A 13557-nucleotide genomic window follows, 5' to 3' on the forward strand; every position below is an offset into this window, starting at 1 on the left:
TCGTCGACCGTTGAGGAGAGTTCATGCCGCGCCCGTTCCGCTTCGGGGTCAGCCTGCTCACGCCCGCGTCGGCCGCCGAGTGGCGTGCGAAGTGCCGGCGCGCCGAGGAACTCGGCTACGACGTGCTCCTCGTCCCCGACCATCTGGGCATGCCCGCGCCCTTCCCGGCGCTGGTCGCGGCGGCCGGGGCGACCGAACGGCTCCGTCTCGGCACCTTCGTCCTCAACGCGGGCTTCTGGAACCCCGTGCTGCTCGCCCGCGAGGTCGCGACGACCGCCGCGCTGACCGGCGGCCGTCTCGAACTCGGGCTCGGCACCGGCTACGTGCAGGCGGAGCACGAGCGGGCCGGGCTGCCGTTCGGCTCGCCGCGCGAGCGGGTGGACCAGCTGCGGAGCACGGTCGAGAAGCTGCTCAAGGCGGACGGTCCCCGGGTGCCGCTGCTGATCGGCGGCAACGGCGACCGGATGCTGCGGCTGACCGCCGAGCACGCGGACATCGCGGCCTTCGCCGGGGCCCGTCTGACGCCGGGCAGCACGGAGGGCCGTCTGGAGCCGGTCACGGCACGGGACCTCGACGAACGGGTCTCCCGCTACGCGGAGTTGGCGTCGGGGCGCGGTGAACCAGCCGAACGGAACCTGCTCATCCAGATCGTCGCGGTCACCGACGACCCCCGGTCCGCGCTCGGTCCGCTCCTGGAGCGGCGGCCCGACCTGAGCCTGGCCCGGGCCCTCGCCCTGCCCACGGTCCTCGTCGGCACCCTGGAGGAGGTCACCGGGCGGGTGCGGGGGCTGCGCGAGCGGTACGGGTTCTCCTATCTGACCGTCCTGGAGCCGTACATGGAAGCCTTCGCGCCGGTGCTGGCCGGGCTCGCGGGCGACCGCTGACGGTCCGGCGTCACCATCCGGCCAGGCTTCCCCACTGCACAACGTGCCCATGGGTAATCTCCGTTGCGGCTGTTGCTTTCCCTTTCAAGATTCACTGGATCTCCGGCACGTCCCCCGCTCACACACCTGGACCGAGGCCTCCATGTCGAACTCCTCCGCCGGCCGCGCGGGCGTCCGCCACCACAGGGGCAGAACGCTCGGTCCGGCGCTCCGCCGTGCCGCCGTCATCGCGGTGACCGCTCCCGTCGCCGGGACGATCCTGTTCGGCACGTCCGCCTTCGCGGCGCCCACCACCCTCGACCCCGCCGAGCAGTCGATCGCGGACCGTCTCAGCACCCGTGTCCAGGACATCCGCCTGGGCAGCACGCTGAGCGGTGTCGTGATCGACGCGGACTCCGGCGGCCTCGTGTGGGGTCATGACGCGACCACCGCGCTGATGCCCGCGTCCAACACCAAACTGGCCACCTCGACCGCCGCGCTGACGGTTCTCGGCCCAGACCACCGTTTCACCACCAAGGTCGTCTACGGCAACGGCACCGTCACCCTGGTCGGCGGCGGGGACCGCACTCTGACCTCCGCCGACCTCGACGCGCTGGCCGACACCGTCGTCGCGGGCCTGAAGAACGCGGGCGTGACCTCGGTGAAGGTGCGGGTCGACGACAGCCTCTTCCCCGCGCCCACGCTCGCCGCCGGCTGGAACGACGGCTACTACCCCGACTCCGTCGCCCCGGTACGGGCGCTGGTGGTCGACGGCCGCCACGTCACGGACACGTCCCTGGACGCCGGCCAGACCTTCGCCAGGCTCCTCGCCGAGCGAGGCGTCACCGTCAGCGGGAACGTCGCCCACGGCACCGCTGCCACCGGGACCGCCACCGTGGCACAGCACCGGTCCGACGTGCTGTCCGCCGTCGTGGAACACATGCTCAAGGTGAGCGACAACGACATCGCCGAGACCCTGCTGCGGACCACCGCGCTCGCCGCAGGCCGGCCGGCCACCTTCGAGGACGGCACGGCTGTCGTACGTCAGGTTCTCGGCCAGTACGGCGTGTCGCTGGCCGACTTCGAGATCCACGACGGCAGTGGGCTCTCCCGTGCCGACCGGATCCCGGCACAGACCATCGCCGACATCCTCGACCTGGCCGGCTCCGCCGCCGACAGCAGGACCCTGAAGTACATCGTCGACGGACTGCCCGTCGCGGGTGAGGCGGGCTCGACGCTGGGCCCGGAGTGGGGCCGGTTCGACACCGCGGACTCCCAGTGCGCCGTCGGAAGGGTCAGCGCCAAGACGGGCACGCTGACCGGGGCGATCGCGCTGAGCGGACTGACGAAGGCCGAGGACGGCCGCTGGAAGATCTTCTCCTTCATCGAGAACGGCTCCACCGCCGACCCGGCCGCCACCAAGGACGCCCTCGACGGCCTGGCCGCCACCGTCAACGGCTGCTGGGCGTAGGGCGCGGAACGAGATCGGCCGGGCGGGACCGCCCGGCCCGCGGGTCCCGCCTGATCCGCCTGATCCGCACGGCGGGAAACTCGTTCGCCAGACGGGTGAACACCCTGCTTGGCTCGTGCCATGAGTGATCTTCGTATCCGCTGCGCCACCTTCTCGGACGTCGACACCGTGCTGGGGTTCTGGCGTGAGGCCGCGGAAGGAACGAGCATCAGCGACGACCACGACGGCGTGACCCGGCTCATCGCGCGGGACCCCGGGGCCCTGCTCCTCGCCACCCGTGACGGTGTCCTCGCCGGAACCGTCATCGCCGGTTTCGACGGCTGGCGCTGTTCCGCCTACCGCCTCGCCGTACACCCGGACCACCGTCGGCGGGGTGTCGCGACCGCGCTGCTGCGAGCCGCCGAGGAGCGCTTCGCCGCCCTGGGCGGACGACGCGTGGACGCCATGGTCCTGGAGGCCAACGCGCCGGCCCACCACACCTGGGCCGCCACCGGCTACCACCGCGAGGACCACTGGCGACGCTGGGTCAAACCGCTGTAGGTGACACTTCCGCACACCCCGCTTTGCCGATCCTTTACCCTTGAGGAGTCGTGCCGTTCCCCGATGGAAGGTGTGTGAGCGTCCGCCCATGGGCGAGCCTCCCGGTCCCCCGTCCCGTCAACACCGCGCGGTCCCGACCGCCCTGTCCGACCATGGGACGGAGGTGACCCGATGACCGAAGTGCTCCTCCTGCTGGTGGCGATCCTGCTCTCGCTCGCCTGCGGCGCCTTCGTCGCCGCCGAGTTCTCGCTGACCACCGTGGATCGCGGCGAACTGGAGCGCGCCGTCGTGCGCGGCGAGCGCGGGGCGGCGGGCGCCCTCAGGGCCGTACGGCAGCTGACCTTCCAGCTCTCGGGAGCGCAGCTCGGCATCACGGTCACCAATCTGGTGGTCGGCATGCTCGCCGAACCGTCGATCGCCAAGCTGCTGGCCGGTCCGCTGGAGGCGGTCGGCATCGCACGCTCCGCGGCGAGTTCGCTCGCCCTGGTGATCGGCACCGCGCTGTCCACGGTCTTCCTGATGGTCGTCGGCGAGCTGGTGCCCAAGAACTGGGCGATCTCCTCTCCGCTCGCCGTCGCCAAACGGGTGGGCAACGCCCAGCGCTGGTTCAGCGCGGCCTTCCGGCCCTTCATCACGCACCTGAACAACACCGCGAACCGGTTGGTACGACGGTTCGGCCTGGAGCCCGCCGAGGAGCTGGCCTCCGCGCGCGGCCCCCAGGAGCTGGCCGCGCTGGCCCGGCACTCCGCCAAGAAGGGCTCGCTGGAGGCGGACACCGCCGAGCTGTTCGTGCGGACCCTGAACCTCGCCGATCTCACCGCGGAGAACGTGATGACCCCACGCGTGCAGGTCGTCGCCCTGGAGGTCCACGCCACCTGCGAGGACGTCGCGAACGCGACCCGGGCGACCGGGCTGTCCCGCTTCCCGGTCTACCGGGAGAGCCTGGACACGGTCGTCGGCACCGCCCACATCAAGGACATCCTGGCCCTGCCGGTGGCGGAGCGGGGCCGGGTCCGGGTGGCCCAGGTGATGCGCGAACCCCTGCTGGTCCCCGAGTCCCTCACCGTCGACCGCCTCCTTGACCGCCTCGGCGGCCGGCGCACCATGGCCGTCGTCATCGACGAGTACGGCGGTACGGCCGGCGTCGCCACCCTGGAGGACATCGTCGAGGAGGTCGTCGGCGAGGTGCGCGACGAGCACGACCCGCACGAGACGCCCGACCTCGCTCCCGCGGGCGCCGACGAGCGGGGCCGCGCGCTCTACTCCGCGGACGGCGCGGCCCGTATGGACCAGCTCGCACGCGTCGGCCTGAGGCCGCCCGACGGGCCGTACGAGACGCTGGCCGGGCTGGTCGCGGCCGAGCTGGGACGGATACCCGAGACCGGGGACGGCGTCGAGGTCGCCGGGTGGCGCCTGGACGTGGTGGACGCCTCGGGGCGGCGGGCGGCCCGGGTGCTGCTGCACGCGCCGCACGCCGACGAGCAGGACCAGAGTCAGGAGGGGCACCGGTGACCGCCGTACAGCTGCTCATCGGCTTCGCCACGCTGGTCGTCAACGCCTTCTTCGTGGGCGCCGAGTTCGCGCTGATCTCCGTGCGCCGCTCCCAGATCGAGCCGCACGCCGAGGCGGGCGACCGGCGGGCCAGGAGCGTGCTGTGGGGCCTGGAGCACGTGTCGGCGCTCCTGGCCGCCGCGCAGCTCGGCATCACCCTGTGCACGCTGGTGCTGGGCGTGGTCGCCGAACCGGCCATCGCCCATCTGCTGGAGCCGGTGTTCCACGCGGTCGGCGTGCCCACGAGCGCGGGCCATGTCGTGTCCTTCGTGATCGCGCTGACCCTGGCCACCTACCTGCACATGCTGCTCGGCGAGATGGTGCCGAAGAACGTGGCGCTCGCCGAGCCCGTGCGCAGCGCGCTGCTGCTCGGGCCGCCGCTGGTGACGCTCTCCCGCGCCCTGCGCCCGGTGATCTTCACGGTGAACGCCTTCGCGAACGGCCTGCTCAAGCTGTTGCGGGTGGAGACCAGGGACGAGGTCGCCGCGACCTTCACGGACACCGAGCTGGCCGAGATCGTCAAGGACGCCGGCGAGGCGGGCCTGATCGACGACCGGGCGCAGGAGCGGCTGCACGACGCCCTGGAGCTGGGCCGGCGGCCGGTGCGCGACGTGGTCGTACCGCTGGAACGTGTCGTCTACGCGCGCGTGGGCGTCACCCCGGACGAGCTGGAGCGGCTGTCGGCGGGGTCGGGTTTCTCCCGGTTTCCGGTGGTCGACGAGGGGCGGCGGATCGTCGGCTATCTGCACGTCAAGGACGCGCTGGACGCCTCGCCCCGGGACGAGGCGTTCCGGCTGCGGGAGATGCGGCCCATCGCCCGGGTTCGGGAGGACACCCCGCTGGACGACGTGCTCACCGCGATGCGGGGCAGCCGCACCCATCTGGCGGGCGTGCTCGGCGACGACGGCCGGCTGGCCGGGCTCGTGACGATGGAGGACGTGCTGCGGGAGCTGTTCGGGCAGCACGCGTAGCCGCCTCCGGGGAGGAACCGACTGACGGGTATGCGCCTCGGGATACCATCTCTGTCGCCATGCAGAAGAACCCTTTGCGCCCCGCGCCGCCCACCCACTCCAGCCTGGTCGCGGTCGGCGACTCCTTCACCGAGGGCATGTCGGACCTGCAGCCCGACGGCTCGTACCGGGGCTGGGCCGATGTCCTCGCCATCCGGATGGCCGGCCGCACCCCCGGCTTCCGCTACGCCAACCTCGCGGTGCGAGGCAAACTGATCCGCCAGATCGTCGAGGAGCAGGTGGACGTGGCGGCCGCGATGCGGCCCGACGTGATCACCCTCGTCGGCGGCTTGAACGACACCCTGCGCCCCAAGTGCGACATGGCCTTGGTCCGGGACCTGCTCACCGAGGCGGTGGAGCGGCTGGCGCCGGCCTGCGAGCAGCTGGTGCTGATGCGCAGCCCCGGCCGCCAGGGCCCGGTCCTCGACCGGTTCCGGCCGCGCATGGAGGAGCTGTTCGCCTGCGTCGACGAGCTGGCCGGGCGGCACGGCGCAGTCGTGGTCGACCTGTACGGCGCCCCCTCGCTCTCCGACCCGCGCATGTGGGACGTGGACCGGCTGCACCTGACCGCCGAGGGACACCGCCGGGTCGCGGAGGCGGTCTGGCAGACCCTCGGGTACGAGGCCGAGGACACCGAATGGCACACGCCCATGCCGGTCACGGCGCCGCCCGGCTGGGCCGCGCGGCGGGTGGCGGACGCCCGCTTCACCAGACAGCACCTGCTGCCGTGGATAGGCCGCCGCCTGACCGGCCGCTCCTCCGGCGACGGCCGGACAGGGGCCCAGTTCAGCGCTGAGCTGGGCAAAGCCTTCTGGGTCACCCCCGCGGACCACACGAACCCCGGCCCGGTGACGGACTGGCGACGAGTGGACTCCTGAGCCGGAGCCCCGTACAGGCCCTGCCCTGCCCGGCTGCCCCGCGCGGGGCGGCCCGGGCGTTCGGGGCGGGGCACCCCCGCGGTCGCGGCTCCGCGGGCTCCCCCTGATCGTCTCTCCCGGCACGGTGCTCCGTCGGTACCGTGACCTCCGGCGGGGGCGCCGCGTCCTCGTCGCCCCGGCGCGACCGGCCGTCGTCGCGGCCGGCCTGCCCGCATGTTCCAGGAGCCTCTTCCAGGCACGGGAGGCTCGATTCAGGTCTGGCACCGGCGTGGCCGCGATGTTCGGCATTCGGCACGTACGGCGTCCGCCGCGGACCGCGAGGGCCTGCCGGCCGCGTGGAACGGCGTGGAACGACACGGAACGCCCCACCCTCGGGTGGTCACGCCGGGCTGCGCAGGCCGCGCCCCTGAGAGGGCGCGCGGTCCCGGACCGGTCGGCTCCACCGAGTCAGCACACGGGACGAGAACCGGGACAGGGATGAACATTTCGAGAACGTGCCGACTGTTCGCGGCGGTCGGGGCACTGGTGACCTCACTGGCCGTGTCCGCGGGCACCGCGTCGGCCACCGTGCCCGCGGGAGCCGCCGGCCGCGCGGCCGACTCGCCGGACTTCAGCATCACTTCCGACGACCAGCAGAACCAGTTCGTCCAGGCCGTCGGCACCCCCAACGCGACGGTGACGATCGCGGGGACCGTGAATCTGGACCTGAGCGGCCTGTCGGCCGTACCGGTGGCACCCGGGGTCCGGGTCATCGGCGATCGCACGGTCGTCGCGAAGGGGCCGCGGATCTTCACGACGACGTTCCCGCGGACGCTGCTGACGATCGGGGACAGCGGCGGCGGAACCGCGGACAACGTGCGGATCAGCGGGATCAGGTTCGACGGCGGGGAGCCGATGGACCCCGCCGCGTCGGTGGGCACCACCGACGCGAACGGGATCGACATCTGGTCCAGCCAGAACGTGGAGATCGACCACGACGAGTTCGCCCGCTGGCGCGGCGCGGCGATCAACGTGCAGGATCCGGGCAACCGGATCAACCGAGCCAACGCCGACACGGTGTGGGTGCACGACGACTACATCCACGACAACCAGCACCCCACCATGGACGGCATCGAGGACGCGTTCGGCAGCCATCACGGCGCAGGTTACGGGGTGGCCCTGAACAACGGCGCCTACGCGCTGATCGAGAAGAACGAGTTCCAGGCCAACCGCCACTCGGTCACCGGTGACGGCCGGCCGGGCACCGGGTACCTGGTGTACCGCAATCTCATGGAGTCACCCGGGCTCGGCTTCTCGCTCCTGGGCTGGGACCACTACGAGCACCTCATCGACATGCACGGCCGCGGTGACTGCTCCAACTACCAGTGCGGTCCGGCCGGCGAGTACGCCGACATCGCCTACAACTCCTTCCCCTCCACCAACTCGACCGAGATCAAGCTGCGCGGCACGCCCACGGACGGCTTCGACGTCGAGAACAACGTCTTCGCCCACACGGTCCGGTGGTCGACCACGTTCACCAACGGCGCGCTGGACCAGACCGAGACCGGCCTGCACGACAACGGCGGGAACATCCTGGGAGCGAACCGGGACAATCAGCGCACGTGCGACTTCGACGGCGACGGCGTCGCCGACCCCTTCATGACCACCGGTCTGACCTGGTGGTACGCCACCAGCGCCGGGGACCAGCACTGGGTCTACCTCAACCAGTCGAACGAGCGCATCGCCGACCTCCGGTTCCGCGATGTCAACGGCGACGGACTGTGCGACGCGACCTCGGTGAACACCGGCAAGGTCTACTACACCCACCGCCGGACCGACGACTCGGTGCGTCCCGGCAGCGGGCTTCCCACGGTCGCCCCCGTCCCCGGCTCCGCGGTCGCCATGGCCTCCCAGGACGAGACGGACGCCGCGAAGGGGGTCCAGGCGTTCGCCGTCGACGCGCAAGGCGGGCTGCACACCACCCACATCGTCCCGGGGCAGCCGGCTCCGGACTGGACCGCCGACTACGACACCCCCGCACCGCTGACGTCCGTGACGGCGGCGGCCAACGCCGACGGGCGGATCGAGCTGTTCGCCCTTGACCGGAACGGGCTGATCCACTCGCGCACCCAGACGAGTCCCGGATCGAGCGGGTGGTCGGCATGGCGGAGCATCGACGGCATCCTCAATTCGATCTCCGTGGCACGCAACCAGAACGGAACCCTCCAGATATTCGGCACCAACTCCGCCGGCTCGATCTTCACCCGCTCCCAGCTGCAGCCCTCGGTCGACAACTGGAACGGCTGGCAGCAGATGGACGGCCTCCTGAACAAGATCGTCGCGGGAACGCACGCGGACGGGACGATCGAGGTCGACGGCTTCAACTTCAACGGCACCCCGTTCCACCGCCGGCAGACCGCCGTCAACGCCACCGGCCCCGGGTCCGGCTGGTCGCCCTGGGCCCAGATGTTCACGAATCAGGGGGTGCTCACGGACATCTCCGTAGCCCCCACCTCTTATCAGGAGTTCGCGTTCTTCGGTGTCTTCGGTGACGCGGCGTACCAGAACACCGAGGTGTCGTGGGGCGGCTACAACACCGGCGGGTGGCACGCCCTCGGCAACGGCGGCGGCATCCGCGAGGTCGCCGCGCAGCGGTGCGGCACGGACGTGCTCCTCATCGGCGTCGCCGACGACGGCAGGACCGAGATCAACGAGATCGGGGGCGGCTTCATCGGCGGTGACTACGGGTGGGGCCTGATCAACGGCGCCACGGCGCGCGCCACCTGATCCGTACCGACGGCGCGGCCGACCGAGGCGCGGCGAGGGCCTAGCCTGGATCCCGTGTCCACGAGAGTGATCAATGTCAGGGGCCGGATCCACGAGTTCGGTCCCCGGCTGGAGCACGCTCCCGGGGACGTCGTCTACGTCGGCCGCCGCTGGACCATGGGCGGCTGGGACCTCCCCGGCCACCCGCTCCGCAACCCGTTCGTCCACGACACCCCGGGAAAGAAGCGGGACGGCACCCGGGCCGAGGTGATGTCGATGTACCGGGCGTACCTGCTGGAACGCCCCGAGCTGCTGGAACTGGTGACCGAACTGCGGGGCAGGACCCTGGCGTGCTGGTGCGCGCCCGAGCTGTGCCACGCGCACGTCCTGGCCGAACTGGCCGACCTGCCCCAGCCGTGACCTGGCTCTCGTAGCTTCGCACGAGCGGACCTGCGGCGCTGGCCTGCACGTATCGCCAGTAGAATCCGTACACGTGACTTCTGCCGCTCCCGCCAAGCCCCGCATCCCGAACGTCCTCGCCGGACGTTACGCCTCCGCCGAGCTCGCCACGCTCTGGTCGCCCGAGCAGAAGGTGAAGCTGGAGCGGCAGCTCTGGCTCGCCGTGCTGCGAGCGCAGAAGGACCTCGGGATCGAGGTGCCGGACGCGGCGATCGCCGACTACGAGCGGGTCCTGGACACCGTCGACCTGGCCTCCATCGCCGACCGCGAGAAGGTCACCCGGCACGACGTGAAGGCGCGGATCGAGGAGTTCAACGACCTCGCCGGGCACGAGCACGTCCACAAGGGCATGACCTCCCGCGACCTGACGGAGAACGTCGAGCAGCTCCAGATCCGGCTCTCGCTCGAGCTGGTGCGCGACCGCGCGGTGGCCGTCCTGGCGCGGCTGGGCAAGCTGTCCGGCGAGTACGCGGAGCTGGTCATGGCCGGCCGCTCGCACAACGTGGCCGCGCAGGCCACCACCCTCGGCAAGCGTTTCGCGACCGCCGCCGACGAGCTGCTGGTGGCGTACGGCCGGGTCGAGGAACTCCTTGCCCGCTACCCGCTGCGCGGCATCAAGGGCCCGGTCGGCACCGCCCAGGACATGCTGGACCTGCTGGGCGGCGACACGGCGAAGCTGGCCGAGCTGGAGAACCGGATCGCCGTTCACCTGGGCTTCTCGCAGGCGTTCACGTCGGTCGGCCAGGTCTACCCGCGCTCGCTGGACTACGACGTCGTGACCGCGCTGGTGCAGCTCGCGGCCGCGCCGTCGTCGCTCGCCAAGACGATCCGGCTGATGGCCGGGCACGAGCTGGTCACCGAGGGCTTCAAGCCGGGCCAGGTCGGCTCCTCGGCGATGCCGCACAAGATGAACACGCGGTCCTGCGAGCGCGTCAACGGCCTGATGGTGATCCTGCGCGGCTACGCCTCCATGACCGGCGAGCTGGCGGGCGACCAGTGGAACGAGGGCGACGTCTCCTGCTCGGTGGTGCGCCGGGTGGCGCTGCCCGACGCGTTCTTCGCGCTCGACGGCCTGCTGGAGACGTTCCTTACGGTCCTCGACGAGTTCGGCGCCTTCCCGGCCGTGGTCGCCCGTGAACTGGACCGGTACCTCCCCTTCCTCGCCACCACCAAGGTGCTCATGGGTGCGGTGCGGGCGGGCGTCGGCCGTGAGGTCGCGCACGAGGCGATCAAGGAGAACGCCGTCGCCACCGCGCTGGCGATGCGTGAGCAGGGTGCCGAGCGCAACGACCTGCTCGACAAGCTGGCCGCCGACGAGCGGCTGCCGCTCGACCGTGAGCAGCTGGCGGCCCTGATGGCCGACAAGCTGTCCTTCACGGGAGCCGCCGCCGACCAGGTCGCGCTCGTCGCCGGGCGGATCGAGGAGATCCTCAAGCAGCACCCCGAGGCCGCCGCCTACACTCCCGGGGCGATCCTCTGAGCCGCTTCACGGCGGCGGAACTGGAGGCCGCCCGCGACCGTCTCGTCCCGGACGTGATCGCGGACGGCCTGCGGGTGCTCTTCTGCGGCATCAACCCCGGCCTGATGACGGCGGCCACGGGCCATCACTTCGCCCGTCCGGGCAACCGCTTCTGGCCGGTGCTGCACCTGTCCGGCTTCACCCCGAGGCTGCTCGAGCCCGCGGAGCAGGGCGAGTTGCTGTCGTACGGGCTCGGCATCACGAACGTGGTGGCGCGGGCGACCGCGCGCGCCGACGAGCTGACGGCCGCGGAGTACACCGAGGGCGGCCGGCTGCTGACGGCGAAGGTGGCCCGGACGCGGCCGAGATGGCTGGCGGTGGTGGGCGTCACGGCCTACCGGGCCGCCTTCGGCGACCGCACGGCCCGGGTGGGGCCGCAGGACCGGCCGATCGGGGACAGCCGGGTGTGGGTGCTGCCGAACCCCAGCGGGCTGAACGCGCACTGGACGGCGGCGACGATGGCGCAGGAGTTCGGGCGCCTGCGGGAGGCGGCGCAGGGTTAGCGCCCTGTCGTTCTGGTCAGGTCGCGGGGCGGGGCTGGTCGGCGCCGGTGAGCGGGGGCCGGTGCGTGCGGCTGCACGGCGGAGGAGACGTTGACCCGCGGACGGCGCCGCGGTGGACGACGCGGTGGGACACCCCTCTGAAGGAGCGCGGGCCGGCCCCGCTCCTGCGGCACGATCCGAACGACAGGCCCCAGTGGCGCCGTCGGGCGTCGCGCCGGCGCACGCCGCGGGCTCCGGTGACCAGCGCGGCGGCCGTCCCGCTCCGCCGGTCCGGTTCACGGCCCGGGGCCCGGCCCGGGCGCTGTGCAGGACGACTCGGCCGACCCGCCGACCCGGCCGGTCGGAGACGGTGGCCGCTCCGGTCCCCCGGCAGGGCTGCCGCATCCGCCAGGAGGCACTCACCCACGTGCTCCGGCACCCGGGGTGACCGTGGCCGACGCGTGCTCGGTCTGAAGGTGCGCGATCCGCTCACCGCGGCGGCGCCCGGGGCAGCACAGCGGGATGCGCGAGCGCGCGGAACCGGACCTGACCGAGGTGACTGGCAGGTGCACGCCGAGTTGCCGGTGCCTTGATCTAGGCTGACCGGATGCCGGTCGGTGTTCTCCCCGTGGGACCGAGGCCACCGGCGCGGTCCTGCGCGCGGGCGCGGAACCACCGAGGATCCTGGTGGTGACGGCGTTCGACGACGACGCGCACGCAGGTACCTCGCCGATCGCGGATTCCCGGCAGGTTGGGGGCTCCGGACACTCGCCGGGGTCGTCGTTACCGAAGTACGATCCGGCCAACACGCAGGGCTAGCTGGGAGGACGGACGTTGGCGGGGCTGACCGGCGGTGATCCGTCGCTGCTGCGGAGGATCAACTCCGCTGTGGTGCTGCACGCGTTGCGTGCCACGGACTGCGCGACCCTGACCGAGATCACCCGGGTGACCGGACTGTCCCGGCCGACCGTCGAGGGGGTCGTCGAAGGGCTGATCGAGGCTGGTCTGGTCGTCGAGAAGGCCGCCGAGGAGGGCGCCACCCGGCGGCAGGGGCGGCCCGCGCGGCGGTTCCGGTTCCGGGCCGAGGCCGGGCATCTGCTGGGGCTGGAGATCGGTCCGCACCGCGTCGCCGCGCTGCTGTCCGATCTGGACGGCCGGGTGCTGGGCGCCCAGGCCAAGGACGTGGACGAGACGGCAGACGCGGACGAACGGCTGGAGCGGCTGCGCACCGCGGTCGCCGAGCTGCTGCGCCGGGCCGGGGTGGCGCGCAGTTCGCTGCGGGCCGTCGGGGTCGGTACGCCGGGCATCGTCGAGGCGGACGGCCGGGTGCGGCTGGGCACCGCGCTGCCCGAGTGGACGGGGCTGCGGCTCGGCGAGCGGCTGAGCCGGTCCTTCAAGTGCCCGGTGCTCGTGGAGAACGACGCCAACGCGGCGGCCGTGGCCGAGCACTGGAAGGGCGCCGCCACCGAGTCCGACGACATGGTGATGGTGATGGCCGGGCTCAGTCCGGGGGCCGGTTCGCTGATCGGCGGACGGCTGCACCGGGGCTACGGCGGGGCGGCCGGGGAGATCGGGGCGCTGCATCTGCTGGGCCGGGAGGTGACCCCGGAGACGCTGCTGTCCACCACCGACGAGCCGCTGCACCCGCTGGACGAGCAGGCGGTCGCGGAGGTGTTCGCACTGGCCCGCAAGGGCGACACCCGGGCGCGGGCCGCGGTCGACCGGTTCATCCAGCGGCTGGTCCACGACGTGGCCGCGCTGGTGCTGGCCCTCGATCCGGAGCTGGTGGTGATAGGCGGCTGGGCGGCGGGGCTCGACGGCGTCCTGGAGCCGCTGCGCCGCGAACTCGCGCGCTACTGTCTGCGCCCGCCGCGGGTCGCCCTGTCCCTCCTCGGTGAGGCGGCGGTGGCGACGGGCGCGCTCCGGCTCGCCCTCGACCATGTGGAGGAGCAGCTGTTCGCGGTGGACGGGACGGTCACCGCACGCCGCTGATCAGCCGTGCGTCCGTGATGACGGCGCGACGCGCCCCGGAGGGTTCC

The 13557-nt window shown here is 72.3% G+C and carries 11 protein-coding genes; all 11 read left to right on the forward strand.

Annotation, left to right across the window (positions count from 1 at the left end):
- The first annotated feature begins 23 nt into the window (after positions 1-23).
- Positions 24-884, forward strand: a complete 861-nt coding sequence (locus tag ACFXI4_RS32590) for a TIGR03621 family F420-dependent LLM class oxidoreductase (RefSeq protein ID WP_384997655.1) — start codon at positions 24-26, stop codon at positions 882-884.
- A gap of 142 nt (positions 885-1026) precedes the next feature.
- A complete protein-coding gene (dacB, locus tag ACFXI4_RS32595) occupies positions 1027-2334 on the forward strand; it encodes a D-alanyl-D-alanine carboxypeptidase/D-alanyl-D-alanine-endopeptidase (protein WP_384997657.1) in 1308 nt (435 codons plus the stop codon).
- A 120-nt stretch (positions 2335-2454) separates the two neighbouring features.
- Complete coding sequence (locus ACFXI4_RS32600; protein ID WP_384997659.1) at positions 2455-2874, forward strand: GNAT family N-acetyltransferase; 420 nt, start codon at positions 2455-2457, stop codon at positions 2872-2874.
- A gap of 171 nt (positions 2875-3045) precedes the next feature.
- Entirely contained in the window at positions 3046-4386 is a 1341-nt protein-coding gene (locus tag ACFXI4_RS32605; RefSeq protein WP_384997661.1) for a hemolysin family protein, read from the forward strand.
- The gene (locus tag ACFXI4_RS32610) at positions 4383-5396 is read left to right on the forward strand and encodes a hemolysin family protein (protein WP_384997663.1); all 1014 of its coding nucleotides are present in this window, start codon (positions 4383-4385) and stop codon (positions 5394-5396) included. The genes ACFXI4_RS32605 and ACFXI4_RS32610 overlap by 4 nt, the downstream gene beginning before the upstream one ends.
- Positions 5397-5455: 59 nt before the next feature.
- Entirely contained in the window at positions 5456-6313 is an 858-nt protein-coding gene (locus tag ACFXI4_RS32615; RefSeq protein WP_384997665.1) for an SGNH/GDSL hydrolase family protein, read from the forward strand.
- Between the two features lie 477 nt (positions 6314-6790).
- Complete coding sequence (locus ACFXI4_RS32620; RefSeq protein ID WP_384997667.1) at positions 6791-9079, forward strand: tectonin domain-containing protein; 2289 nt, start codon at positions 6791-6793, stop codon at positions 9077-9079.
- 54 nt (positions 9080-9133) lie between these two features.
- Positions 9134-9478, forward strand: coding sequence for a DUF4326 domain-containing protein (locus ACFXI4_RS32625; protein WP_362715275.1), 345 nt, complete (start codon positions 9134-9136; stop codon positions 9476-9478).
- A gap of 73 nt (positions 9479-9551) precedes the next feature.
- A complete protein-coding gene (purB, locus tag ACFXI4_RS32630; protein ID WP_384997669.1) occupies positions 9552-10997 on the forward strand; it encodes an adenylosuccinate lyase in 1446 nt (481 codons plus the stop codon).
- Complete coding sequence (mug, locus tag ACFXI4_RS32635) at positions 10994-11539, forward strand: G/U mismatch-specific DNA glycosylase (protein WP_384997765.1); 546 nt, start codon at positions 10994-10996, stop codon at positions 11537-11539. Before purB ends, mug begins: the two co-directional genes overlap by 4 nt.
- A gap of 813 nt (positions 11540-12352) precedes the next feature.
- A complete protein-coding gene (locus tag ACFXI4_RS32640) occupies positions 12353-13510 on the forward strand; it encodes an ROK family transcriptional regulator (RefSeq protein ID WP_384997671.1) in 1158 nt (385 codons plus the stop codon).
- Positions 13511-13557: the final 47 nt, after the last annotated feature.

Origin of the sequence: Streptomyces sp. NPDC059224 (assembly GCF_042754285.1) — a bacterium.
Lineage (GTDB): Bacteria > Actinomycetota > Actinomycetes > Streptomycetales > Streptomycetaceae > Streptomyces.

Coding starts and splice junctions, on each gene's coding strand:
- ACFXI4_RS32590 (WP_384997655.1), top strand. CDS start 24: ATGCCGCGCCCGTTCCGCTTCGGGGTCAGCCTGCTCACGCCCGCGTCG.
- dacB (WP_384997657.1), top strand. CDS start 1,027: ATGTCGAACTCCTCCGCCGGCCGCGCGGGCGTCCGCCACCACAGGGGC.
- ACFXI4_RS32600 (WP_384997659.1), top strand. CDS start 2,455: ATGAGTGATCTTCGTATCCGCTGCGCCACCTTCTCGGACGTCGACACC.
- ACFXI4_RS32605 (WP_384997661.1), top strand. CDS start 3,046: ATGACCGAAGTGCTCCTCCTGCTGGTGGCGATCCTGCTCTCGCTCGCC.
- ACFXI4_RS32615 (WP_384997665.1), top strand. CDS start 5,456: ATGCAGAAGAACCCTTTGCGCCCCGCGCCGCCCACCCACTCCAGCCTG.
- ACFXI4_RS32620 (WP_384997667.1), top strand. CDS start 6,791: ATGAACATTTCGAGAACGTGCCGACTGTTCGCGGCGGTCGGGGCACTG.